This window comes from Paenibacillus sp. WC2504, from assembly GCF_052682475.1.
In genome coordinates, this window is the sequence record NZ_JBQZFH010000001.1 from 4,598,976 (window position 1) to 4,623,526 (window position 24,551).

21 protein-coding genes are annotated in these 24,551 nt (G+C 45.4%); 2 read left to right on the plus strand and 19 right to left on the minus strand.

Going from position 1 to position 24,551, the window contains the following annotated elements; genetic code table 11:
* Window positions 1-93 precede the first annotated feature (93 nt).
* From ACUN27_RS20700 to ACUN27_RS20755, 12 genes are all read right to left on the minus strand, one after another.
* Window positions 94-1,362: an ATP-binding protein gene (locus ACUN27_RS20700; protein WP_326060629.1), complete on the minus strand. Its 1,269-nt coding sequence runs from the start codon at window positions 1,360-1,362 to the stop codon at window positions 94-96.
* Between the two features lie 14 nt (window positions 1,363-1,376).
* Window positions 1,377-2,360 carry an aldo/keto reductase gene (locus ACUN27_RS20705; protein ID WP_326060630.1) on the minus strand — a complete coding sequence of 328 codons (984 nt, stop codon included), beginning with the start codon at window positions 2,358-2,360 and terminating at the stop codon, window positions 1,377-1,379.
* A 116-nt stretch (window positions 2,361-2,476) separates the two neighbouring features.
* The gene (locus ACUN27_RS20710; protein ID WP_315949829.1) at window positions 2,477-2,677 is read right to left on the minus strand and encodes a CLC_0170 family protein; all 201 of its coding nucleotides are present in this window, start codon (window positions 2,675-2,677) and stop codon (window positions 2,477-2,479) included.
* Between the two features lie 15 nt (window positions 2,678-2,692).
* Window positions 2,693-3,907, minus strand: a complete 1,215-nt coding sequence (locus ACUN27_RS20715; protein WP_326060631.1) for a Ger(x)C family spore germination protein — start codon at window positions 3,905-3,907, stop codon at window positions 2,693-2,695.
* Window positions 3,888-5,003 carry a GerAB/ArcD/ProY family transporter gene (locus tag ACUN27_RS20720; RefSeq protein WP_326060632.1) on the minus strand — a complete coding sequence of 372 codons (1,116 nt, stop codon included), beginning with the start codon at window positions 5,001-5,003 and terminating at the stop codon, window positions 3,888-3,890. Before ACUN27_RS20720 ends, ACUN27_RS20715 begins: the two co-directional genes overlap by 20 nt.
* Entirely contained in the window at window positions 4,951-6,666 is a 1,716-nt protein-coding gene (locus tag ACUN27_RS20725; RefSeq protein ID WP_394358146.1) for a spore germination protein, read from the minus strand. Before ACUN27_RS20725 ends, ACUN27_RS20720 begins: the two co-directional genes overlap by 53 nt.
* Window positions 6,667-6,826: 160 nt before the next feature.
* A complete protein-coding gene (locus ACUN27_RS20730; protein ID WP_445559548.1) occupies window positions 6,827-7,807 on the minus strand; it encodes a glycoside hydrolase family 43 protein in 981 nt (326 codons plus the stop codon).
* A 123-nt stretch (window positions 7,808-7,930) separates the two neighbouring features.
* Window positions 7,931-8,671 (minus strand): class I SAM-dependent methyltransferase, encoded by a 741-nt coding sequence (locus tag ACUN27_RS20735; RefSeq protein WP_326060634.1) that lies wholly within the window; start codon window positions 8,669-8,671, stop codon window positions 7,931-7,933.
* 335 nt (window positions 8,672-9,006) lie between these two features.
* The gene (locus ACUN27_RS20740; RefSeq protein ID WP_445559549.1) at window positions 9,007-11,232 is read right to left on the minus strand and encodes a hypothetical protein; all 2,226 of its coding nucleotides are present in this window, start codon (window positions 11,230-11,232) and stop codon (window positions 9,007-9,009) included.
* Between the two features lie 53 nt (window positions 11,233-11,285).
* Window positions 11,286-12,464, minus strand: a complete 1,179-nt coding sequence (locus ACUN27_RS20745) for an ABC transporter permease (protein ID WP_315949818.1) — start codon at window positions 12,462-12,464, stop codon at window positions 11,286-11,288.
* Window positions 12,461-13,183 carry an ABC transporter ATP-binding protein gene (locus tag ACUN27_RS20750; protein WP_315949816.1) on the minus strand — a complete coding sequence of 241 codons (723 nt, stop codon included), beginning with the start codon at window positions 13,181-13,183 and terminating at the stop codon, window positions 12,461-12,463. Before ACUN27_RS20750 ends, ACUN27_RS20745 begins: the two co-directional genes overlap by 4 nt.
* A 30-nt stretch (window positions 13,184-13,213) precedes the next feature.
* Window positions 13,214-14,884 (minus strand): efflux RND transporter periplasmic adaptor subunit, encoded by a 1,671-nt coding sequence (locus tag ACUN27_RS20755; protein WP_445559550.1) that lies wholly within the window; start codon window positions 14,882-14,884, stop codon window positions 13,214-13,216.
* Between the two features lie 246 nt (window positions 14,885-15,130).
* On the opposite strand from ACUN27_RS20755, the gene ACUN27_RS20760 reads away from it, so the two are divergent.
* The gene (locus tag ACUN27_RS20760) at window positions 15,131-15,907 is read left to right on the plus strand and encodes a DUF817 domain-containing protein (RefSeq protein WP_326060637.1); all 777 of its coding nucleotides are present in this window, start codon (window positions 15,131-15,133) and stop codon (window positions 15,905-15,907) included.
* Window positions 15,908-15,949: 42 nt separating this feature from the next.
* Here the strand turns inward: ACUN27_RS20760 and ACUN27_RS20765 are convergent, their stop codons facing one another.
* The 3 genes from ACUN27_RS20765 to ACUN27_RS20775 form a co-directional block, all read right to left on the minus strand.
* Complete coding sequence (locus tag ACUN27_RS20765; protein ID WP_326060638.1) at window positions 15,950-17,080, minus strand: L-dopachrome tautomerase-related protein; 1,131 nt, start codon at window positions 17,078-17,080, stop codon at window positions 15,950-15,952.
* 96 nt (window positions 17,081-17,176) lie between these two features.
* A complete protein-coding gene (locus tag ACUN27_RS20770; RefSeq protein ID WP_315949811.1) occupies window positions 17,177-17,830 on the minus strand; it encodes a YheC/YheD family protein in 654 nt (217 codons plus the stop codon).
* A 691-nt stretch (window positions 17,831-18,521) separates the two neighbouring features.
* Entirely contained in the window at window positions 18,522-19,388 is an 867-nt protein-coding gene (locus tag ACUN27_RS20775) for a VOC family protein (RefSeq protein ID WP_445559551.1), read from the minus strand.
* 382 nt (window positions 19,389-19,770) lie between these two features.
* On the opposite strand from ACUN27_RS20775, the gene ACUN27_RS20780 reads away from it, so the two are divergent.
* Window positions 19,771-21,690, plus strand: a complete 1,920-nt coding sequence (locus ACUN27_RS20780; protein ID WP_445559552.1) for a family 43 glycosylhydrolase — start codon at window positions 19,771-19,773, stop codon at window positions 21,688-21,690.
* 43 nt (window positions 21,691-21,733) lie between these two features.
* Here ACUN27_RS20780 and ACUN27_RS20785 read toward each other — a convergent pair whose 3' ends face one another.
* The 4 genes from ACUN27_RS20785 to ACUN27_RS20800 all read right to left on the minus strand — a co-directional run bounded on the left by ACUN27_RS20785 (window position 21,734) and on the right by ACUN27_RS20800 (window position 24,510).
* Complete coding sequence (locus ACUN27_RS20785) at window positions 21,734-22,447, minus strand: 2OG-Fe(II) oxygenase (RefSeq protein ID WP_326060641.1); 714 nt, start codon at window positions 22,445-22,447, stop codon at window positions 21,734-21,736.
* A 109-nt stretch (window positions 22,448-22,556) separates the two neighbouring features.
* Window positions 22,557-22,703: a hypothetical protein gene (locus tag ACUN27_RS20790; RefSeq protein WP_315949805.1), complete on the minus strand. Its 147-nt coding sequence runs from the start codon at window positions 22,701-22,703 to the stop codon at window positions 22,557-22,559.
* A gap of 22 nt (window positions 22,704-22,725) precedes the next feature.
* Entirely contained in the window at window positions 22,726-23,610 is an 885-nt protein-coding gene (locus ACUN27_RS20795; protein WP_326060642.1) for a nucleoside hydrolase, read from the minus strand.
* Window positions 23,611-23,640: 30 nt separating this feature from the next.
* Complete coding sequence (locus ACUN27_RS20800; protein WP_326060643.1) at window positions 23,641-24,510, minus strand: aminoglycoside 6-adenylyltransferase; 870 nt, start codon at window positions 24,508-24,510, stop codon at window positions 23,641-23,643.
* Between the last annotated feature and the right edge of the window lie 41 nt (window positions 24,511-24,551).

A 24,551-nucleotide genomic window follows, 5' to 3' on the forward strand; every position in this document is an offset into this window, starting at 1 on the left:
CGATCAACTATAACGGACAATGTTTAAGTGAATATAAACAAAAAAAGAGCTGCCAATGGCAAGCCCCTTAAGTAAGCTGTTATTCAACTTTTGTCAATATCCATGCGGAGCCGCTGGAAATGATATTTCAAATTCCGTCCCCTTGCCTACTTCGCTGGTAATATTTATTTTCCCCTTCATCGCTCGAATAAGACTGAATGAGACCATTGTACCCAGGCCCGTGCCTTTCTCTTTGGTGGAAAAATATGGCGTACCCAATCGGCTAATTTGTTCCTTTGTCATGCCAATCCCGTTATCACGTATCGTGATGATAATTTTATTGGTCTGCTCTTTTAGCCCTATTTCCAGAACACCACCGCTTTTGGACATCGCCTCAATGGCATTTTTCCCGATATTGATCAGCGATTGCCTCAGCTTATTCCGGTCCCCCTGGATAAACATTTGTCCATCCTGCAAGGTCACATCAATTTTGACATCGTTATAATTGGCAATCGTTAATAACACCTGAGAAATATATTGCACTTCATCCTTCATCAGGATTAATTCATCTTTCTCAGGTTCAGGCTTTGCGATGGCCAAGTAGTCGCTAATGATGACTTGTGCCCGCTCCAATTCTTCCAGTGAGATTTGCTGATAAAATTGGAGTTTCGATGGGGCCAAATGAGGTACCCCCATGAGTTGAATAAACCCTCTTACTGCCGTGAGTGGATTTCTGATTTCATGGGCGACTGAAGCCGCCATCTCGCTGACAATTCTCATTTTCTCGCCATGGATTGCGTCTTCCTGCATATGAATGTACTTCTGTTGAAACTCGATCAGATAAATATAGACGGCGATTACCACACTCTGCAGAATGTAGGTTTGAGAGGAGGAGATTAGGTTGGCAGTAAAAAGGTCCAGCTTACCGATGCTCGTCAAATAAATGAGAAAACTTACAATTTTAACAGCAACGCAAACGATAATGGCGGAAATTATTTTATGGGTTAAACGCATTTGTTGATATCTTTTTAGAAGCAAGACGATAAAAATAATTGTTGGAATAAAGGAAACGCAATAAATTAAATTATTTGGATTTCCGAGAACATATCGGACTACGATAATTGCCGCATACAGAAACATCGAAACATAAATCCCGCCGTACAGAGAGCCGACAATCAGCGGAATGGACCTAAAATCATAAACCAAACCATTTAAATTAACAGGTATGGACATCGCGAACCCAATAGCTACTGTGAAAAAAAAGCAAAGCCACAGCCGGTACTTCATGCTATGACTTTGTGATTTGTACAAATAGGGATAAACAACAAGCGGAGAGAAAATCAAGAAGATATTTAAGATAAAGTCTTTAAAAAAATCAATCATAGAAACATCATCTTCTAATAAGGCCCCCGAATGTAGTCTTTCACCCTGTCCTCATAAAAAGTTTGAAGTCGAGCCCATTCTTCTTCGGAAAAAGATGACGTCTGCGCCGTACCGAGGTTATCTGCGACTTGACGTTCGTTTTTGAATCCTGGAATCACACAGGTAATATTCGGATTGTCCAAAATCCAGCGCATAGAAGCTTGCGCCATGTTGCCGCGGCCTTCTGCGATCCATGCCAGTTCCCTTGCCAGCTCCACTCCCTTGGTAAATGGAAGCCCGGCAAACGTCTCACCAACGTTGAACTGCGCGCCATCCGCATTGAAATTCCGGTGATCATCCGCAGCAAATGTGCTCGTTTCAGTGAATTTCCCGGTCAGCAGACCACTGGCTAACGGAAGTCTGACAAGAATCCCTACCCCCGCGGCTTTCGCTTGCGGAAATAAAGTTTCGGCCGGTTTTTGCCGGAACAGATTATAAATCACTTGCAGCACCTTGACACCAGGCTTACTCAGTGCGAACAAACCTTCTTCCACCGTCTCGACGCTAACGCCGTAATGACGAATTTTACCTTCTGCTTTGAGCTTGTCCAGCACTTCGAATACGTGACCATCCTTCAAAATGGCTAAAGGCGGACAGTGGATCTGATAGAGATCAATTCGTTCGCGATTCAATCTTTTCAAGCTATCTTCACAATATTGGCGAACCGTTTCCTCTGAATACGTTTTTGAATCATAAATATCTCCTGCACGGCAAAACTTTGTTGCTATGTAAATGTCATCTTCTTTTCCTCTAGTTGCTTTGGCCAGCAGTTCTTCCGCATGCCCCGATCCATAAACATCCGCTGTATCAAAAAAGTTAACCCCTGCTTCCATAGCCAAGTGCAAGCCCTTAATGGCTTCATCATCGTTAGATAGTCCCCAGCTCCCACCGATGGCCCATGTACCGAAGCTAACCTCACTAATGCTAAGTTCCGTATCACCTAGTTGACGGTATTTCATTCCTATTTCCCCCTCCTCGTAATTGCGGCTTTTGTACAAAGTTCAGCATGTCTATATTCTCCATATATCTCTTGTTTCCCTCTTTTGAAGAATAACACCAAGACGGCTATGCACGCTTATTTCCAGAACCATTTTTCATAAACTAGGTAGCCTACGTAGGAAAGAATCCCTAGGGATATATTGAACCATCCGGTAAAAAGAGCCCCTTTTTTCTCCCTCTGCAAGTTTGCTTTGGTATAAATTTTCACATCAAAAACTAAGACGAGCAGTCCGGAGATCAGCAGCAGCAAAACCGTGTAATTATTAAAGGTGATCATGGGCCGAATCCTTCCTTACTTCGTTTTCGTTCCAATTCGTCTAATCTTAACGTGCATCGAGACATCTACGGCCATCTCTTTATATTTGCTCTCCCATTTTTCCTTGGTTTTAATTTCCTTGTTCCAATATGCCGGCTGCGTTGCACGTACATATTCCCCAAAGCCGAAAATGTCACTGCCATCTTCCTGTGTCTGCTGGATGAAATCTTTGAATCCCTCCGCGGCGTCTTTTTGAATTTTCTCTTCCAGCTTGATCAAATTATTTCTCGTCACGAGTACCTTCTCATCCGATTTTTCCGTTAAATCCCCTTCGACTTGGCATCTAATGGTCGCAAACACTTTCCCATTTTTGATTGTTGTTGTTATTTTTGATTTCCGATGTGTAGTTTTGAAAATAACGTTTGTATGAGAGCCCGGCATTTCCTGAAGGATACTGTAACCGCCGGGGTTTAATTGCTTTATGGCCATATAGTGGCCAATTTGCAAAGCTGTTGAGGTGCCCACCATTTTGTCATTTTTAAAATAAGCCATTCCGGCAAGTTCGATATTCGATTCCTTCTTTAACTCCAAGTAAGGAACCGTCCCTTCTTGACCTTTCGCCGAACTGGCACTGAAAAAAACACCTAAGAAAATGTTGGGCAGCTTGCCCATTTCTCTAGCATGCTCCAAAGTGGCAAGCAAATATAAAGACGGTACGCGCTCCAATTGCGGAGTAGCATTCATAATGTCTGCTGCGGCTCCTTTGGAAACAACCATCCAGACTGTTCTTCGAACTTGAGGCTGACGGCGAAAGAAATCATTCACGTTCTCAATCCCTCTTTTGGCAACCGCTTCCGACAGCACAATGACTCTTAAATGGCCATAGAACAACCGATCCGCGAGCTGCTGCTGTAAGTTCATTAACCCATCTTCAATGGTGTATCCTACGCTGGTCAAGACCCAAACTGGTTTTTGAGAAGCTGGCCCCCCTGTGTCGCCTCCTGTCCCTAGTGGAATGCGACCTGGAACGGCAATTTGAACGGTGATACGAATGAGTCCCTTTTTTGAGGATTCCTGATTAAGAATATGTGTTGCATTGCTAGTTTCTTTCTCATCTCCCGGCTTTGCTTCATCGATGCCAATGGCTAAGACAACCGCACGATCTTCGATTTCAAGGCGATCCCAGCAGCCTGTAAGCAAAGGGGTCATCAACACGAAAACAAGAATCTGTTTAATCAGATTTTGCCACAAGTTGATCACCCCGACTTTTTTTCTTACGAATCAACGCCACTATAAATAAGACAAGTGGATACACCACCGTGATGATTAATCCCCAGCGGCCGACAACTTGAATGATTTCATACATCTGCAGCAAATTTTGAGGAAACATAGCCATCACATAAATAAAAGGAACTAGAAAGAAGGTGAACATCTTGTGATCCTTGAGTCGCAAGAGCTGAGTGATAAAAAAAATGGCTAAGTAATATGTAGACAGTAATGTCGTAAATACCGCCGTCACCCATACAGCAAGAAAAGCCCCATCTAAACGCTCCAGAATGTTCGCAGGCAGTGAAGTTGTTTTGGCTAATTCCAAGGTTGGCCACACTAACTTTTTAATTTCCTCCGATCCAAAGACGCCAACCGTTGCAATGACAATAAGTACATATAAAGCCCCTGAAATGGCCATCCCGACATAGCCGGCAATCATGGCCTTCTCCGGTCTACGCATCGCAGGTATGACAATGGTCATGACGAAAGAGCCTTGAAATAGGGCTGCCATCGTGAGAATGCCACCAGACATGCCGCTTGGTTGATTCCCCCATAAAGGAAGCAAATTGACTAAATGCGCGTTCTTAAGCGATAGCACAACAATTAATAATCCAGGAAATACAATGACCGGAAAATAAAAATGATGGAAATAAGTAAACGTGGTAATATCTGCGCGTGAGGAAACAGCGGCTAGCAGCAGCATGACGATCACCGTCACTTCAAGCGGAGTTTTCATCAAAACGGACGTTACGACGACTTCACCAAATTCCCGAGCTGCCAGTGCTGTAATTAGAGCAAAGAAAGCAATGATTAATACACTGAATACGCCTGCCATCCATTTGCCGATTAAATCCTTACTGTATTCAATAATCGATTGATCAGGAAATCGCATTCCGAGCTTTGTTAGAAGCCAAAGACCTACTAATCCAAGCATTAAGCCTAGAAAAGTAACTAGCGGTGCCCCGGAATCAGCTGCGCGAACAGCAAAGAGTGAGAGAGCAAGCACCCCCACTCCAATAATCGTGCTAATCAGTATGATCGCGGCTTGAATCACTGTTATCTGGCGAGGATGCTCCATAGGTTACGTTCCTCCTATCTCCAACCTTCAATGGATCTAACGTATTATTTGGTGCTTTGCCACTCATGTCTTTCGTTAATTTACTTAGACGAGTGTCATTAGGGGTATGTAAAAGCCCAGGTCTTTTGGGCATCGACCATAGGGGCAATCGTGCCAGTGTATCTTTCATCCCCTGGAAATTTCCAGGCACAATCGGGCTCAGGTACGGAACGCCGAATGAACGTAAGGAGAGCATATGGTTCGCGATCAAAATTAATCCGATCATCACGCCATACAGACCGAAAATTCCTGACAAAATAACAAGCGGGAATCGCAACAATCTAAGAGCTAGCGCTGCATTATAAGCCGGTGTTGCAAAAGAACCGATCGTCGTTAATGCAATGATAACAACCGTAATCGGTGAAATAAATCCTGCCGCAACTGCCGCTTGTCCAACGACAAGCACGCCAACGATCGAAAGGGCTCCGCCAACTTGTTGCGGTAGCCGCAGCGTCGCTTCCCTCAGAACTTCCATGGAGATTTCCATGATTAACACTTCAATGACCGACGGGAATGGCACCCCTGCTCTTCCCCCTGTCACCGCGACGGCGAACTCCGTTGGAATAAGCTCCGGATTAAACGAGATCAGAGCTACATACAACGATGGAAAAATCAGCGAGAATACAAGCGCAACGAGGCGAGATAGACGTATGAAACTGACCAAGAGATACCGTTCCGAGTAATCCTCCACCGTTTGGTAAAATTGGCTGAAAACCGTTGGTAAGATAAGAGCAAACGGTGATCCGTCTACCAGGAGAATCACTCTGCCTTCCAGCAGATTGGCGACAGCCTTATCTGGCCGTTCTGTGTTTTGAATCTGCGGAAATGGCGAGACGTGATTATCCTCGATAAATTGCTCCAAATAACCTGCATCAAGAACGCCATCAATATCAATCAACGATAGACGCCTGAATACCTCTTTCACGAGTTCAGGGTTCACAATGCCATTAATATAACAAAGAGCTACCTTGGATTTCGTAACCCGCCCAATCCGTATGGTTTTTATCCGGAAATCCGGTGTCGGGAGCCGATAGCGGAGAAGCGCCAAGTTGGTGCCCATTATTTCGATAAAACCTTCCCGGGCTCCCCTGATCACCTGCTCGGTTTCCGGCTGCGAGATCGAACGCTTGTCAACTTGGCGGGTGCTGAAAACAAAAGCATCCACCAGACCGTCAACCAGAATGACGGTTTTCCCTTCGACGATGGCTTGGATGATCTCATCCAGCTCGGTTTCCGTTCTGCCTTCACAGGAATACAACGTATCGTTCAACAGATAATCTCTCATTGAACGGTTATCATCCTTTGGATATTCCTTCGAGGTCGTACGCATTAAAGGTTTTAATATATGATCGTTCAAATGTTGTTTATCAATTAAATCAGCGAAATATAAAGCTGCTGCCGCATGCTCGTCACATATACAAAAACGGCGCATAATAAAATCGTCATTGTCGCCAAGTATACCCTGAACGAAATCCAAGGAATCATCGAGTTTTTGGCTAACGGTAGCTTCTGCATATTTCTCCAAAATTTGATGCGCTGGCGTTTCGATCCGTGGAATCTTTGAAGGCTGTTGACTTTGGGATCCTGGTCTTGTCCGACGTCTATACCACTGCCAAATCGTCATCCGAATACGCCCCCTGTACATCTCATTAGATGATTGCAGCTTTCTCTCTCCATTGATTTCCTTCCATGTATTTTTATCCAAAATCGGGATTCTATGCATGAAAAAACTGCCCCCTCAAGTCTTACAAGACCGTAGGAAGCAGTTCTATAGGAATAATTGTTTATTTATATGGGTCTATCGTTTGAATTGTACCATCCGCGTTATACGTTAATTCCGTATATTTGACGCAGCGTTTATGGTTAACTCCGTCTGATAGGGAGCAATCATGATAAAATAAGTACCATTTATCCTCGAATTGAACAATGGAATGATGCGTTGTCCATCCGATTACCGGCGTCAGGATCGTGCCTTTGAACACATACGGCCCTTGAGGATGTTCGCTCATTGCATAAACAAGACAATGTGTAGTCCCCGTTGAATAGGACAGATAGTAATATCCATTGTATTTATGAACCCATGGACCCTCGAAATATCGTCTGTCCTCGTCGCCTGCTAGAATGGGATTGCCTTCTTCATCCACAATCTTGATTTCTTGCGGCTCGTCCGTGAAAGTGAGCATATCATCACTTAGAACAGCCACTCTTGGCCCCAGGGCTGGTTCATGCTCTGCCGGCCCCTTTGCATCAGGAAGGAATGTTCCTGTCTGCCATTTCTCCAGCTGGCCGCCCCATAATCCGCCAAAATAAATATAAGCTTTGTTGTCTTCGTCGATGAACACGGCAGGATCAATACTGTAGCTGCCCGGGATATAATTTTCCTGAGCCGTAAAAGGACCTGCAGGCGTTGAGCTTGTAGCGACACCAAGTCTGAAAATGTTCTCTTTGTCCCGAGCCGGGAAAAAGAGATAGTACGTATTGTTCTTGTATGCTGCGTCTGGCGCCCATAATTGCTGCTTCGCCCAAGGAATATCTCTCAGGTGCAAAGCTTCGCCATGGTCGACACAAGGTGAATTAAAATCGTCCATGGAGAGAATATGATAATCTTCCATCGCATATTGGTCGCCATTGTCATTAGACGGTCCATCGTGATCTAGGTCATGGGAAGGATAAATATAAATTTTACCTTCGAATACGTGGGCAGATGGATCAGCCGTGTAAATATGCGTAACTAAAGGTTCCTTAGGTTGTGCAGGCTTGTTCATGTCCATTTTCTCCTCGTTAAACTTAGTTTGTTTAATGTATAAACTTACATCTTTCATTATAACCAAGTTAGCCTAACAATCAAGAAAATTATATGGCTGGGCATGAAAAGACTCGAAATTGGCTTATTGGGTGCGTTTTGCTGCTGCAATCAAAAGAAAAATTGGACGCCGGGTTTCATCTTTCATCTCCGGATACTTGTCCAATGCTTCTTGCGTTGGTTGAGGCTCGGACAGCTTCATGATGTTGAATCCAGCCTCGACCAACGCATTCATATAGGTGGCAACCGTTCGATGATACTTCACGACGTCTGTTTCCAGAAATCTTGCCTGTCTTAGTCCCTCGTCCTGATAGTTATCAACTGGCCAATGCAGGCGTTCTCCTTGAGGACCATAATACCAATCTTGTTCAGCACGCGATGTGAAAATCGGATGCTCGACGGAGAGGATGAAGCTTCCCCCTTCTGCGAGGCAATGATGAACCTTTTGACAAAGAGCGTCGAAATGTTCCACATAATGAATGGCAAGTGACGAAATCACCACATCAAATTGGCCTGCCGGAAAATCGATGTCTTCAATCGCGAGACGGCGATAGGTGATGGCTTCATCCTCCGTTAGTTCTTGAGCGCGCTCCAGCATTTTCTCGGAAAGATCCACGCCTACAACGTAGCGAGCTCCATTCTTGCGTGCATATCGGCAATGCCAGCCATATCCGCAGCCAAGATCAAGCACGGACTTGCCTGAAAGATCGGGCAGCAGCGCGCGAAGTGCAGGCCACTCCCCTGCCGCATCCAGCCCGCCTGTCGAGCGTGCCATTTGGCTGTATTTTTCAAAAAAACTGTGATCATCATATTTGTTTTGTTTCATAACTATTTGATGGCTCCTGTCGTCTTCATATTTTTTCACACTATTAGCCTAATATATAAAAACCAATCATTTCAAGTATGATTGGTTTTCGTTCTTCTCTTTGAACTGCCCCATAGCAAGAGGCCCGAGAATCTCCGTGTCTACGACGAACATCTTCTTGTTTTTAACAGCAGAAAGGGAGTTCCAAACCAGCTATTTTAGGATCGGCGAAATTCCTGTTATTGCCGCTGTGAGGCACCGTAACAGATCGCAAAACAGCAAGTAGGCTGCAAGTGGCTCAATCATAAGTAAAAAGCCTGACAGGTCTAGACCCATCAGGCTACGTACTGCAACTTTTAGTGGAATTGCTTAATCAGACGTTTAGCTGTCCCGTTAGGGGTATTAATAACTTCGTACATATTGACGACGACACCTGAGTCTACTTGCTCATTTTTAAGTCCAGTGACAACAATTTTTTGCTTACCGCTCGTCAGTTTGCCAGTTCCCACTAGTGAGGACGTTTGAGTTCCTACGATTCGGCCAAGCGAATCCACCATGTCGAATTCAATGGTCGAGAAGTTCGAGTCAATGATGACTTGATCCTCATGCGTGATATCAAGATCAAGGTTTAGTTGATAAGAATAAGAACCGCCGCTGTACAGCCAACTGATTGACTCATCATTCACCTTCAATGAGAACGGATAAAGATCAATTGTGTCGCCTTCGTCCTCTTTCTGTAGAGCAACTTGATATGTTCCGAGTGATACTTTGCCTTCGGACACTGACTTATCATCATAAATATTCAGCGCAAAGGCTTCATCGTCCGCTGTTTTGCGATTCGGAAGCAGATAGGAATAGCTGACCACATAAGAGCTGCCCGGCGTAAGCTGCGTGGTGACAGAGCTTTGGCGTGTGCCCGTGTACGAATTGCCGCTGCTATCCAACAGCTCATTTTGAAGCTCAGGCAAGGCAATCGTGTTCGAGCTGTTATTTGTAATTTTGTATTTAGCGATTGCAGTTTTGTAGCCAAGGTCATCGTTTTCGTGAGCATGCAGCTCGACAAGCGAAACATCCACATTTTTGTTCACAATGGCATTATCCGTTAAAGTCAGCTTATTGCCAATCGAGTAGCTTACAGCTGTCGTAAAGCCGTTTTTGGCCTCGCTCGCACCTTTCAGCAGGAACACCGCTACAGGCATCTGCCCTGTAGTTCCGCTACCCGCTGATGCTGTTGCCGAATTGGACGTCTCGTTCGTTCCAGCCGTAGTTGACGTTGTGTCTCCGTTTGCACTATTAGTGCTATTAGTGCTGTTAGAGCTACTAGTGCTGTTAGCACTGCCCGTACTGCTACCATTGCCTCCGCTCGTCGTGCCCGATGTCTTCTCCCAGAGGACAAGCTGAGCCGCATTCGGATCAGTGCCGGACGGCAAAATCGCATTAAAGTAAAAGGTTGTTGTTTCTTTCGGAGCTAAAAATGCTGAGCGAGCCGTATTATCCGCTGCCGACAAAGCCGTGCCGGAATCTCCAACTTGGTAAGTCGCAATGAAGGATGGAATGGCCGCTGACGCTTCACCGTCATTACTTAACGTAACAACCGTTTGCACATGGACGCCGTCAGCTTGCGTCGAGTACTGGGATGTACTCGCTTGGACTGTCATCTGTTCTCCGTCTTGTTGTCCACTATACACCTGTTTCGTATTTAGCGCTGTTGTTTGGAGGGAGGCATTCAGGCTCATGTTCCCCAGCGTCACATCTTCGCTTTGATTCAAGTAATAAAATTCCAAAGATGCACCAGACATTGCCATTTGTTTAGAGATAGGCGTTTTTAACGTTAAGGTATCGGATTCACTTGGAAGGAACGTTGTACTAGATCCATTTGCATAGGTAGAAGCGTATTTCAATCCATTGGCATCTACTAACCTGAATTGAAGAGCCGCAGGCAGTTTAACGCTGCTGGAACCGAGATTTTTTGCAGAAACTTGTGTATACAGATACCATTTCCCATTCTCGGAAACCCGAACGCTCTGCCCTAATTGGAAAGCTAGTGAAGCATCATTGGCTAATGTACTGTCCAGTGTACGAAGATTAATAATCTCTTCCGGCACGGTCACTTGACCCTCTCCAAGCGCAGAACTTACAGGCAGTTGACCCAGAAGTTTCATGAAATTTGCCTGCCCTGCATCCCAACGGAAGACATCGATCTTAAGCTGATCAGCAGTTTCACCTTCCGCCAAATTAGCGTAGAAACGGAAGCTCGTATCCTGTCCGGGAAGAACGCTGGCGCTCTTCTTTTCACTCAATTTAGCTGTAAAACTATGCCCAGACGTATCGGTGACGCGCACGCCATATTGATTGAAGTCGATTGCATTTTGGTCCCCATTATGTAAGGAAACCGCGAACTGTAGCGATGAGGACGAGAGCGCAGCTTGGCTGATCGTAAAATAAGAGGCAGAAGTAATATAAACGGCTTCCCCTGCTGCTTGAGCCATCCCTGTGGGTAAGGAGGCAGCGGCTAGGCTGCCAGTCAATAACAAGGCTAAGGTCGTATGTTTCAAAGAAAGAGTTGTTAATTTGCGAATCATGATGTTTACCTCCCGTAGCTTATAATAGTCAAGAAATCATTCAGCATTATGAATTAATCGTAACGAAGAGCATCGATTGGCTTTAATTTGGACGCTTTATTGGCCGGGTACAATCCGAAAATAACACCGACTAATGCTGAGAATAAGAATGCGTAAAGGCCTACGTTAATGGAAAGACTTGTCGCCTGACTCGGATTGATATAGGGCCAAGCGAGCGACAACGCTACCCCTACAACAAGGCCGATAAAGCCGCCCATTCCGCTGATTAACGTAGCTTCCACCAGGAACTGCAAGAGAATATTCCGGCGTTTGGCCCCGATGGATTTACGAATCCCAATCTCTCGCGTTCGTTCACTAACGGTTACAAGCATGATATTCATAATTCCGATACCGCCAACCAGCAAGGATATCGCAGCTACAGCAACTAATTGATTCGTTAGCGTGCTTGACGCCGTTTGTTTGGCGCTGATCAATTCGGATGAGTTAAAAATGTTATAACCCGACGTACTCTTGAATTTGCTCGATAAATATCTCTCAAGAACAGCCTGCACCCTGCTAACGTCGTCCCCACTTGCTGCTTCTACATACGTAGAGCGAATAGAGCCTAGTTTAAAATCTCTGCTCATTGTAGGCAACGGCACAATAACAGCACTGTCTAGCGACGTTCCACTCGTGTTGGAACCTTTGCTTTTCAAAACACCGATAATTGTGTACATATAGCCGTTGACATTGATCTCCTCATTCAAAGGATCATCCTTGCCAAAAAATTTCGTCGCCACTTCACTTCCTATGACTGCCACATGATTGCGATAGTCCAAATCCGCTTCGGCTAAGAAACGCCCGCTGCCCATTTCTCCTTTTTGCATACTCAGATAACGGTCGTTCGTACCAATCACGTTGTACGTTTCTGTCGTGCGGTCATACTTGATGCTCGTGCTGTTTCTAGTCATCGTCGGGGCAATCCCGCTAATTCCCGCAGTGCCTTCGAGCTCCATGATCTCCTCATACTTCAGTTGCGTAGCGCGGCCATTGCCAAGCAGATTCACCGTAAGCAGGTTCGTTCCTAGTCCTTCATATTGCTTCTCAATCGATTTGGAGGTTCCCTGTCCGATTGATACCAGCGTAATAACGGAGCTAACCCCAATAATAACGCCAAGCATAGTCAGAACCGTTCTGAGCGGGTTGGAACGAACCGTGGCCATCGCCATTTGAAAAAGCTCCCAAGGTCTCATCTCGTCACCGCCTCCTCCACCTTCGGAATCGGCAACGGCTGATTGCGAACATCCTTGATGATTTCGCCGTCTCGAAGCGTCACAACTCGTTTGGCATGATCGGCAATATGATTGTCATGCGTAATCAGTACGATCGTGTTGCCCTGCTGATTGAGCTCCTGAATTAACTCCAGTACTTCAATCCCTGTTTTGGAGTCCAATGCTCCGGTCGGTTCATCAGCCAATATTAACGATGGTGAAATGGCCAGCGCTCTGGCAATCGCCACCCTTTGCTGCTGTCCGCCGGAAAGCTCACTTGGCTTGTGATGTCCACGTTGACCCATCCCTAACTTTTCTAGCATACGCTGGGCTTGGTCTCGGCGTTGTTTCGCAGGAATACCGGCATAAATCATCGGCAATTCCACATTTTCGATAGCGGATAGCCGGGGCAGCAGATTGAATTGTTGAAAAATAAAACCGATTTTCCGATTTCTGAGCTCGGCTAAGCCATTGTCGGACATTTTTACCGTAGAAACGCCATCGAGCGAGTATGTCCCTGAAGTTGGTATATCCAGCAATCCGATCGTATTCATTAGCGTGGATTTCCCTGATCCGCTGGGACCGATAATAGCAACGAAATCACTTTTGGCAATGTGCAGGGTAATTCCCTTTAGAATTTGTAATTCTTCTTCTCCACGTGCATAGCTTTTGGTGACTCCCGTTAATTCAATGATATTCATACGACTGGCTCCTTTCCTCGAAGCTGCCCATTACTGGCGCGCTCCTCCTCCGCCTTGACCTTGGAAGCCACCGCCTCCACCTTCGCCTCTTTGGAAACCAGCGGGAATACCGCCTTCGCCGCCAGGGAAACCGCCTTGCTGGTTAGTTGTCGTCGTAGCTCGGCGTGTCGGCATCACAACTTCATCGCCCTCTGCCAAACCGCTCAAGACTTCAACTTGTGTTTTACTGCGTATACCCGTTTTAATTTCATGCTGTTCTTCGACAGTTCCATCTGCTTTCTTCAAAGAAACGGTGGATTTGCCCTTCGTCGTCGTAATTGCTTGAATAGGGACTACGAGAATGTCCTTTTTATCTTGAATGTAAATTTCAGCCGTTGCCGTCATCGCGTATTTGAGTACGCTATCTGGATTCGGGATAGAGACAACGGCATCGTAGGTGGTTACTCCGTTGGTTGTCGTACCGACATTGGACACGGATGTCACTTCACCTTCAAAAGATTTACCCGAAATCGCGTCCACTTTCACGACAGCTTTCTGACCGACCTTCACACTCGTTAAATCCAGCTCATCCACAGCAATGGGCAGCTGCATCGTACTTAAACTCGCTACCGCACCAAGCGTGGTATTGGCTGTGATTTGTGCGCCCACCGGATAGTTGCGAAGCACATTGCTTTTGCTATTCGCAAAGTCTGCCGAGAACACACCGTCGAATGGCGCTGTGATTGTCAATTGATTCACCTTTTGCTGTGCATCGTCCACTTTAATTTTCTGGCTGTCGATGGCCGCTTGCTTACTGATGATGTTTTGTTGAAGATCATCGTTAAATAACGTTGCGATGAGATCACCTTGTTTCACAGTGTCTCCGTCTTTGAATTTCAAGCTTTTAACAGTGCCGCTAGCTTCCGAAAAAATAGGCGTTGTGCGCACATAATCTAAGGCGACAAGTTCCGTTGATTCAATTTTGCTATCGCCGCTTCCAATACTGCCTTTCACTTTCATGCCCGCGGAAAGTGTCCCGTCATTCGTAACCAATACCTCTACGTCAACAATCTTATTGCCGTTCGTATCAGCTTTCATTTCATGAGATACGGTTGATACCGTCCCAATTTTTGACAATAAATATCCATCTACCGTCAACTCGACGTTTTCCCCTTGCTGCAGTTGAACAGCTTCCTGCAGAGGGAATGCAAGTTTGACCTTAAACTGTGAAGTATCCGAAATCGTACCGATCTTCGTCGTTTTACTCACTTGACTACCCACATCCAAATTGGAAGCCAATGTAAGCTTTCCGCTCATGGAGGCGGAGATACTCATATGGTTTTGCTCACCTTGCAGCTCAGAGAGTTCCTTTTCCAGCTGCTGCTGAGTGACCTGCGCTTCTTTCAGATTTGTTTCTGTGGAAGGGACAGACAACTCTAGAAGTACGTCGCCTTTCTTTACCGCCTGATTCTGGGTCAAATTCATTGTTTTAATAATTGCGTCTACGGGAATTACGATATTTTGCTTATCTTTAGCATCCAGCTGAGAGGTTCCCGATATAGATGAAGATATGGCTCCTTTGGTTACCTTCATTGCCGATTGCTGCCCCGTAGCGGCTGCTACAGGCTTCGATTTGTTGTGTATGTAGTAATAAGTCCCAGCACCACATAACAACGCAGCCACAACGACAATGATCCATTTTTTCTTCCGATTCAAGTTCATTGTTGATTTCCCCTCTCCCATGTACCAAGACCACGATTGTCTTCGTCATATACATCTCACATTTAGGAGTCTAAGGGGTAAGGCTGAAACCATACTGAGCACGGGCTGAAAGAAAGTTGAAAGCCAACTTAACGTTTGCTGAAAATGGAAAATAATGCTTTGAACAATGCGTTAGAAAATCAAGTCCATTTGTTAGAATAGTGACGGTATTAGAATGATGAACCGTACTCGAAAGGAAGGCATGGCGTGAGACTGTTTATTAAGCTGTTAAGCCTCTTTATTTACCATGAAGCGATGGCGTGTTTATTCCCAGTGGGCATTTTCATAACACTTGCTTTAAGCAAATTCATCTCGATACCTGGGGTACCACGGTATGATTTTATTTTGGCAGGTTGTCTCCTCTTGCAAGTATTTATGTATCTTAGCAAGCTGGAAACAAAGGATGAATTAAAAGTTATTTGTGTCTTTCATGTCATTGGTATCGCTCTAGAATTGTTTAAAGTACATATGGGATCGTGGAGCTATCCAGAGCATGGGTTTAGCAAATTTTGGGGCGTTCCCCTTTACAGCGGCTTTATGTATGCAAGTGTAGCAAGCTTCATCTGTCAATCTTGGCGTCGATTATCGCTTTCCTTGAACGCTTACCCGCCAACATGGATCTCGATTCCTTTCGGTGCTTGCATTTATCTCAATTTCTTTACGCATCATTTCATTTGCGATGTGAGATACCCGCTCATTATATTGCTTTGCATACTCTTCTATCGTACAAAAATCACATTTAAGCTATCCCGATTTGAATTAGCAATGCCACTGCCATTATCCTTTTTGTGCATCGGCTTTTTCATTTGGATCGCTGAAAATATTGCTACTTATTTCGGTGCATGGCGGTATCCCAATCAAGATCACTTGTGGCATATCGTGCATCCGTCCAAAATTGTTGCTTGGTTTTTACTTGTGATTGTATCCTTCGTTATCGTCGCTGAACTAAAAAGACTGAAAACAAAAAAACGGTCAATTAGGTAGCTTCTACCTTCTTGACCGTTTTTTCGCGAACTATATTTAAAGCTACCCGTATAAATAGGATTTCACATCTTTTCCAACGTAAGCTTTCCAGATAATCAAATTGTACGGATTGTTCCAATCAATTTCATGATCCTCAAACATTTCATGAAGCCGGTTGTTGTTAAAAATGATGGAGCCCTTCTGATCAAAAGCAACCCCATCTACCCACAGCATCCGGTCGTCGGAAACGAATTTATGGAAACTGCGATCCCTTGCGTCGAAAAAACCGATCCCTTTTCCCTCCAACATCGTATAAAACAAATTGCCCCGATTATCTGCATGCATCCCGTCTGTCGTTGTCCCTTTGCTTCCGAGGACCTGCACGGAGCCATTTATTTGTTCGAGCGGAATTTGCTCGTTGCGTAATAGTTTCGTATGAACCGCGTACAAATTGCGGCCAGTTAATTGACAATAGTAGAGTGTAGAACGATCCCCTGACAAAGCAATGCCGCCGACTCCGATCCGTAGCGGTTTATTCTTAAACACGGGCTTATAGTCAATTTGAAAATGAAAGTCCGGGAAATCCTGCGTACTGAACTGCCGATCGAGCACACGCCGGAACAATTTGGTTTTCATGTTATATACAATAATGCCGCCGCGTAGGGGATGGTCCGGGTGCCCGCATCCAGAATCCGTGATATAAACAAAACCATTTTTGTTATCTACCACGAGGTCATTGAGGAAGGAAGTCCGATACGGTGCGATCTCATCCGGTATTACGATCGTATCAATCAGCGAATTGCTGCTTATATCCCAAATCACAAGCTTCTGAGATCCCTCCTGCGAAGGCTCGAAGGCAATTTTGCCTTGATCCAGCAGCCACATGCGATTATATTCATCAATTTCAAAGCCGAGGACAGATTGCAGGGAGGGACTATCGCCGACCTCATTCCATTCCCAACTTGGAAAAGCTTCAAGCAGAGGCTTATCTTCCTTGACCACAATGCGATTCATCGTTGCAGGAATATCGGGAGACCAACGCGGAACCGAAACATAATATTGTCCTTGATGATCGACTTTCACACTGGCGGGAATCGCCTTTTTCCAAATTTGCTTCGTTTCAAATTCTTCCTTCATCACAGTCTGAGGAAAATGCCAATCCAAACGGCTCCAATGACATATTATTTTATACATGGCTATGAGCCTCCTGTGACTTGTAAGTAGTCATGCACCTACCATATTGGTATGCGCTCAGGAATAAGGCGTGTGGGCTGGAGCATGAGGCCAATATTAGTGAGGTCTTGTGTTCACTTCAAAAATCCAGACAGTTCCCCTATTATCGATACCAAAATCATACCCTAGCATCCCAATTCCGGGATATTTGGCCTCTAATAACATGGTGCATGTCCGGGAAACACCAACCATGGTGTCGATTTTGGATTTGACAAGCGCAGCAGGGAACGTTCGACGTACGGCATGCCTGCCTTTCAGCTGCGTACCGCCTTGACACAGGTTCGTGACGAACAGTCCTGGACGCGCTAACCGGCCCACAACCGCACGAATCTCCCAAGTACGTCCCACTTTGGCCAGCTTGACCCGGTAATCCACGGGCCTACCATCGATGGTAGTCAAATGTATGCCCTGTTGGAGCATCAACGGGCGGTTCTGGCGTATGCGATGAATGGCTTGCAGCAGCTCATTCCAGTTATACACTCTTTTCGTACCCGCGTTGTGAAGCATGAATCCGCTGCCTGCCCGTTGAATTTTCATCACACGGCTCCCGCCGGTTCCAACGATTGGTTTGGCTACGACAAATTGAAATTGACGAAGCATTGCGGCAAGGTTCTCTGCGCTATACCGACGCATAGCTGGAATATGCTTGGCGACACCGGAATGCTGCAGCAGAACAGCGAACTTCGACCACTTACTAGCAACTCGACGCATGAAAGACTCCTCCTCTGTACATGCCTGCCTTTATGCTAAAGTATGCGTGGTTCGTCCGAAGCGCAAGGGACAATCTGGAACTAATTTCTGTACCTTTTGCGGTGCATGTAGAGGGGTGGCTGATACTCCGCCAGAAATACTTGGAAATAAGTCACTTGAAGATCCCGGAAAGATCTGGAACAGCCCTGAGCCGCACAAATAACGCACTCAGGTTCCTCTATGTACCGCCGCATACTCGCGGCAAAGCCGAGCCGAGGCTGTGACTCGGCTGAGGGGAACTACAGGGCCCTATTTCTGTGAAATAGGCCCATTTTGCGCTGAAGGGGAACTGGGGGCCCTTATTTCTAAGTATTTGGCTGATACTCGGGCAAATACTTAGAAATAAGGCCCTGTAGTTCCCCGGAAAGCTCTAGAACAGCCCTGAGGGCACAAATAGTGCCCTCAGGTTCATCTATGTGCCGCCGCATGCTCGCGGCAAAGCCGGGCCGAGGCTGTGAGTCGGCTGAGGGGAACTACAGGGCCCTATTTCTGTGAAATAGGCCAATTTTGCGCGGAAGGGGAACTGGGGGCGAAATATCGAAACGTACTCCCACTAACTGCTTAAATATGCTTTTGCGGTGAAATTAGTGGATTGTAGTTCTAAATAAAAAAGAAGCAGGCAGGGTTCCCCCGGCATCTGCTTCTCTTGGCTCTATTGTTCGTATCCCAATCTCAGTGGAATGCCGGACGGATCTTTTACCATTAAGATATTATCGATCTCACTCACTTGCACATTCGCCAGCTTCAAGCGCTCGACGGCCTCATTACGGGTCTGCTCGTCAGGAAACACTAAGGTGTAATAATCCAGCCCTGTGCCATTTGCAGGCCGTAATGGCGCCTCCTCACCTGCCCAAACATTTAACCCGATGTGATGATGATAGCCACCAGCGGAGATGAACAAGGCTTTCATTGCCATGCGAGCATCAGCCGCCACATCAAAACCTAGGATATCGCAGTAGAATTCCTTAGACTTCTGCAAATTTTTAACATGGAAATGAATATGCCCCATCACCGTACCAACAGGTAAACCGCTCCATACCGCACCTTCTGCTTCGTGCAGCAAGCCTTCCCAATCTATCGGATCTGCTGCCATGATGTAGTTTCCTTCGGCGTCGCGGCGCCATGTGCTTCTTGGCCGATCACAATAAATCTCAATTCCGTTATGATCCGGATCGGTGATATACAAAGCTTCGCTTACCAAATGATCCGCTTGACCAATATGGATGCCGGATTGAATCAAATTTTTTAAACTCAAACCAAGATCTTTACGAGTCGGCAGCAAAATTGCAAAATGATAAAGCCCGGCAGCCGACCTGCGCGGTGTAATCTGTGCATCAGGCATTTCTTCCAGTATTACAAAGGGTTTAATGCCGTCAATCGTCAATTCAGCGGATGTGGATGTTGTCTTGCCTAGGCGCAAACCGACCGTTTCTTGATAAAAGCGTATGGAACGTTCTAAATCGGAGACAAACAATTTGATGATGCCAATCTTCATATCCTTAGGCAGATTCGCAGACATGGAAAGCCCCCTTTAAATACTTACTATTTGTAATCAAGTTTAGTAAAGTTATTTAATTACGTCAAGGTGATGATTGCGTACCCAAACACGAGCCAGCCTTTTTTACTTATGTACGGTCCTCTCTCTCCGATGAGATTCCCTTATTCATAAATTTAAATTTTTTACAAAAATTATTTATCAAATTACATTTTTAATAAAAATCCATGAGCGTATAATTTTTCACATGAGATCTCTGCATAAAATTTCCAACAGAGTTTTCTCCCGTATCACATTTAGGAGGTGGCCAATTTGTAGCGATCAATCTGAAAGCGCTTCCCTACAAGTTCGAAGTAAAAGAATTCAACTAAGATATGAAATTGTCAATTAAAAAGGAGGTTATTTCATGGGAAAATTAAAAAAATCTAATTGGGTATTGTTCTGCGTTTCGATTGTATTTTGCTTGATAGTATCGTTACCGGGACTAGCTAATGCTGCTCCGATTCACGCTGGACCACAATTTGTGGATGGCTATTATGCAGATCCTGATGTACAGATCTATAATGGCACATATTGGGTGTATCCGACTCGTTCGACTCAAGTTGGTGAATCCGGCACTGGCGCAAAATCGGTGGACATCTTCTCTTCAACTGACATGGTCAATTGGACCAAATACTCAAATGTCATAAGTTCGGCCAATATCTCATGGTTGCAACATTCATTGTGGGCACCGAGCGGGGCTTATCGTGATGGGAAATATTACATCTATTTTGCTGCTAACGCTATCAATGGCGATGGACAATTAGGCGGTATAGGCGTTGCAGTCGCTGATAATCCACAAGGTCCTTATACCGACGCGATTGGCGCCCCCCTTATTAATGTTGTAAGAAATGGTGCAGGTCCAATGGATCAAGATGTATTTATAGATGATGATGGTCAGGCATACATGTATTATGGCAGCTGGGGTGAGTGTAATGTTGTAAAACTGAACGCTGACATGAAGTCTCTGGGAACATGGCCCGACGGAACCGTCTATAAGAAAGTTACGCCCGCTAAAACGGGAGATAATGATTATTTTGAGGCGCCAAAAGTGTTCAAGAGAAACGGGATCTACTATTTGACTTATGCTGCCGGTGTATGGGCAGATTCCTCTTATAAAGTCATGTATGCAACGTCGAGCTCTGTATCAGGACCATTTGTACCGCAAGGTATTATGCTGCATACAGATACGACAACAGCAGATGGCCCCGGTCATAATGGTATTGTTCAATCACCTACAACAAATGATTGGTATATTTTTTACCATAAACGTTATTTGAGTAGTTCGCAACGCGTACTTGCGTTAGATAAATTTGAGTTCAATGCTGATAATACGATTAAGCCAGTCGAAATGGCCGTAGAAGATAACTTTGATGACGGTAATGATACAGGTTGGACAAGATATGGCGGTGCATGGACCGTAGCTGGCGGTCAGTATAGTGTAACATCAGATCCGGGGGCCAAGGCTCTTTTGGATACCAGCTTCTCAGATGTGATTTATGAAGCTGATGTGACACCGGGGTCAACCGGCAATGCGGGTCTGGTATTCAGGGTATCCAATCCTGGAACTGGTGCGGATGCTTACCAAGGTTATTATGCTGGACTCGATGTTCCAAATCAGCAGGTTCTTATCGGAAAAGCAAACAACAACTGGACATCGCTTTCCACTGCTTCTATGAGCTTAACGGCTAATTCAAAGTATCATGTTAAAATTGTTGCACAAGATGATTCCATTAAAGTTTATGTTGGGGATATGACGACACCTAAGATTAGTGTGACGGACTCCACCTATAAGGGGGGGAGCGTAGGGGTTCGAACTTATGATTCAGCGGCCAAATTTGATAATATTTCCGTTCAAAGCAGCCGATACGAAACAGAAAATTTAGTTGTAAGCGCTACCCCAGGCGACAAGCACACGATGTTTGGAAATGGATCCGGTCGAGACCTCAGTTTGAGCGGTGGATTTGGAACCGCGCTGGGAGCCAATGCCGTCAATGACTACGTGACATACACGGTGAATGTGCCCGAGGCACGCAGCTATAGTGTAAGGGTCGGCGTCAAAAAGGGATCCAACAGGGGGCAGTTCCAATTGTCGGTAAACGGTGTAAATCATGGTTTGGTTCAGGATTTATACTCAACAGGATTTAACTATGTGGAACTGAATGTCGCCAATATCACTTTCAGCTCGGCAGGCGATAAATCTTTCAAATTTAACGTTGCAGGTAAAAATGGCGCAAGTTCAGCCTACCATCTGTCACTTGATTACATTAAACTAGTACCAAATTGATGAAAATAGATAACACCTAGGCCCCTAGTCTAGGTGTTATTTTCTATTTCGCGTCGTGAAAAATAATACCCAAACTGTGCCTTGTACCTGTAGTTACCGTACTTACACCGTGTCTGAGTGTTGTTCTATAATAACCACGCGTTCCTAATACGGGACGATGGTTGGTTGGAAAAATAAAACCTTCCCCTTGATTCAAGGTTATGACATGCCCACGGCTTTGCGCCCGCGGTCGCTGTTCCACCAATAAGAATTCACCGCCTGTGTAATCCTCTTCTTTTTGATTAAGAGCGAACACGACCTGAAATGGGAAGAATACTTTCCCATACAAATCCTGATGCAAGCAATTATACCCCCCTGCTTCATATTTCAGGATCAGTGGGGTTGGACGGTTCTGTCCCTCTTGATGACATTGTTCAAGGAATTCTTCCAGTGTTGCCGGATATGAAGCATCGTGTCCTAATTGTTTCAGCCAGCGATTCGCAGTTATAGCAAGCTCCGGATACAATCCTTCACGCAGCTTCTTTAACGAAGATGGGAGTGGAGCATTGTAATATTTGTACTCTCCAATCCCAAAGCGATACCGAGACATGTCGATCGTCGTTCGAAAGAGACTTTCTTCTTCATAAGTGTCGATAAGCTCTCGACATTCACTTTCTTGTAACAAACTGGGCAGTTTCGCATAACCGTTTTCGTCCAGCATTTGCTGAATGAAATTCCAATCCAAATTTTCTACGCTTAACAAGAGGTTTTCAGGCATATTGTAAGTCTCCCCATTATGAGAATTGTGTCAACAAACAGTATAACTCCAAAATAAGCTCTTGTACGTATTCTCGAATGTGACAGCAAGATAACGAAAATATACATGGTTACTCCGACGGCTCCCGCGGCTTCGAAAGTTCCAAACATTCAAAACAAACGAGACTTTTGTCCTCCAAAATAACTCCGTCCAAAAACCCTTCTCGGCAATAAATCGGTTTACCGCATAGGTTACACGTACCAACAAGTTCATGCATACTGCGCCCTCCCCCGATATGACTATCCACACACCACCGAGAAATAATGTTCAAAAAATCGCGTGCGGTCAACGGCTGAAGCTATTACATGTCTACCATCTGCCCTTTCACAAAAACTCATCATCCCAAGCTTCTGCTCATGCTTAAAATCAACCTCGATATGCCCTCTTTGATAGTCACAAAGATCTGGCTCGAATAAGCAGGCGGCCACCAATGGATCATGGAACGTCATCGGGTGATCCGCCAACCAGGGAGATCCGAAACTTTCCACCGCTCTCATCACATCCGTGTGAAAAAGATCCTCTTTTTCCTGCTTTTCTAAGACAAGCTTGGTCGTCACGTTAAGCCCGAATGTCTTCATATGCTGAACGTTTGCGTGGTAAACAATAGCCGCAGCGTGGGGATCAACCCATGCGTTCCAGTTATCTTGAGGCATATTCAAACTTTGTTCCAACGGCTCCGAAAATACGCCGCTCATGATAAACAATTCTTTGAGCAACGTGGGGATTTCCGGATCTAGGGAGAAAAGCAGTGCGATATTCGTTAAATGTCCGATGGCAACGAGAGAAATTTCATGCGGATGTGCTCTTATCGCCATGCGCATGCGATCCACGGCTTCATATTTACGAAAGTGTGTGTCATGCGGAAAAAGAGACAAATTGACAGCCCCGCCAGGAGTGGGATACAGATCGCTAGGTAAGAGCTGCTTGTCCGCACCAGCGAAGATGGGAATATGACGGCCAGCGACTTTGCAGATGCTATCGGCAATCATGGCTCTTTGCTCAACTTCACCTCCAACGGTCGATAGCCCGACCAATTCACATGCCGGTTGTCCGAGCAAGTACGCCAAACATAAAGCATCATCAATATCTCCGCCGATATCGGTGTCTAACCACACTTTTTTCATAGACGCCCTCCGCTCTATCCGACTTTAATCCTAGTATATCCCTTCCGCGTTCGCAGGAAGTTCTCTTACATGTGCCAAATGGGCTGTAACCTTCTCATCTTCCTCCAGGTTATAGGCATAACCACAATAGCGAGCTACTTCCTTGGCTGTTTCCCTGAAAAGCTCACACATGATAAACAGTCCTTGCCACATATGATCGTAATCCCCATCTGGATAGGTTTGAACAAATGCCGACCACTGAGCGGGTGCAAGATATTTCTCAAAATATTTGCCGCATTTTCCGGAGTCAACAGCAAAATCCGTTTGGATTCCGATCTGCCATTGAAGCATCCTGATTAACATATCCCGCACGGGGTGCTCATACATGAATTTCGCATAGGCAAGCTCTCTGCGCCATAATCCTTTCGCTATATAGGTGCTAACCCACCAGAACTCATTGCAGCAGCCCGCAAATTGAGCAGAAGTAGGAGGCTGCGTCACATAGTCGCGGTTGCTTGGTTCATCAAATGGCGCGATAATTCCATCCTTATCCAGCAGCAGTACGCTCAAACTGTCTCTATGCCAAGTTGAGATATGGTCTGCCTCGTAGAAGGATAAATCAATTCGGTTACCGTCCGTAAATTGCATAAGGAATGTAAATTTATGTATGGGTTCTGAAACTTCCTCCCCCATCTCATCCGGTGTTTGCATGATAATAAGATTCCCGAAGCGGTCAATCCAGCTGCGATCTTGAATAAATGATTGCAAAGAGGTCACCACGTACACAATGTCATAATCCTGAAAAATATCCCTCGGAACGTTCGGATTGACGCGTGAACCGTTCATGATGACCGCTCGTATGTATTCGCTCTCTTGTGCAAACCCTAGAAGGAGTGCAAGCATCTCTTTTTCAGTCCTCATTTCAATTCCTCCACAAACAGAATGTGAACCTCCATAAGATT

Coding starts and splice junctions, on each gene's coding strand:
- ACUN27_RS20700 (WP_326060629.1), bottom strand. CDS start 1,362: ATGATTGATTTTTTTAAAGACTTTATCTTAAATATCTTCTTGATTTTC.
- ACUN27_RS20705 (WP_326060630.1), bottom strand. CDS start 2,360: ATGAAATACCGTCAACTAGGTGATACGGAACTTAGCATTAGTGAGGTT.
- ACUN27_RS20710 (WP_315949829.1), bottom strand. CDS start 2,677: ATGATCACCTTTAATAATTACACGGTTTTGCTGCTGCTGATCTCCGGA.
- ACUN27_RS20720 (WP_326060632.1), bottom strand. CDS start 5,003: ATGGAGCATCCTCGCCAGATAACAGTGATTCAAGCCGCGATCATACTG.
- ACUN27_RS20725 (WP_394358146.1), bottom strand. CDS start 6,666: ATGACGATTTGGCAGTGGTATAGACGTCGGACAAGACCAGGATCCCAA.
- ACUN27_RS20730 (WP_445559548.1), bottom strand. CDS start 7,807: ATGAACAAGCCTGCACAACCTAAGGAACCTTTAGTTACGCATATTTAC.
- ACUN27_RS20735 (WP_326060634.1), bottom strand. CDS start 8,671: ATGAAACAAAACAAATATGATGATCACAGTTTTTTTGAAAAATACAGC.
- ACUN27_RS20740 (WP_445559549.1), bottom strand. CDS start 11,232: ATGATTCGCAAATTAACAACTCTTTCTTTGAAACATACGACCTTAGCC.
- ACUN27_RS20745 (WP_315949818.1), bottom strand. CDS start 12,464: ATGAGACCTTGGGAGCTTTTTCAAATGGCGATGGCCACGGTTCGTTCC.
- ACUN27_RS20750 (WP_315949816.1), bottom strand. CDS start 13,183: ATGAATATCATTGAATTAACGGGAGTCACCAAAAGCTATGCACGTGGA.
- ACUN27_RS20755 (WP_445559550.1), bottom strand. CDS start 14,884: ATGAACTTGAATCGGAAGAAAAAATGGATCATTGTCGTTGTGGCTGCG.
- ACUN27_RS20765 (WP_326060638.1), bottom strand. CDS start 17,080: ATGTATAAAATAATATGTCATTGGAGCCGTTTGGATTGGCATTTTCCT.
- ACUN27_RS20770 (WP_315949811.1), bottom strand. CDS start 17,830: ATGCGTCGAGTTGCTAGTAAGTGGTCGAAGTTCGCTGTTCTGCTGCAG.
- ACUN27_RS20775 (WP_445559551.1), bottom strand. CDS start 19,388: ATGTCTGCGAATCTGCCTAAGGATATGAAGATTGGCATCATCAAATTG.
- ACUN27_RS20780 (WP_445559552.1), top strand. CDS start 19,771: ATGGGAAAATTAAAAAAATCTAATTGGGTATTGTTCTGCGTTTCGATT.
- ACUN27_RS20785 (WP_326060641.1), bottom strand. CDS start 22,447: ATGCCTGAAAACCTCTTGTTAAGCGTAGAAAATTTGGATTGGAATTTC.
- ACUN27_RS20790 (WP_315949805.1), bottom strand. CDS start 22,703: ATGCATGAACTTGTTGGTACGTGTAACCTATGCGGTAAACCGATTTAT.
- ACUN27_RS20795 (WP_326060642.1), bottom strand. CDS start 23,610: ATGAAAAAAGTGTGGTTAGACACCGATATCGGCGGAGATATTGATGAT.
- ACUN27_RS20800 (WP_326060643.1), bottom strand. CDS start 24,510: ATGAGGACTGAAAAAGAGATGCTTGCACTCCTTCTAGGGTTTGCACAA.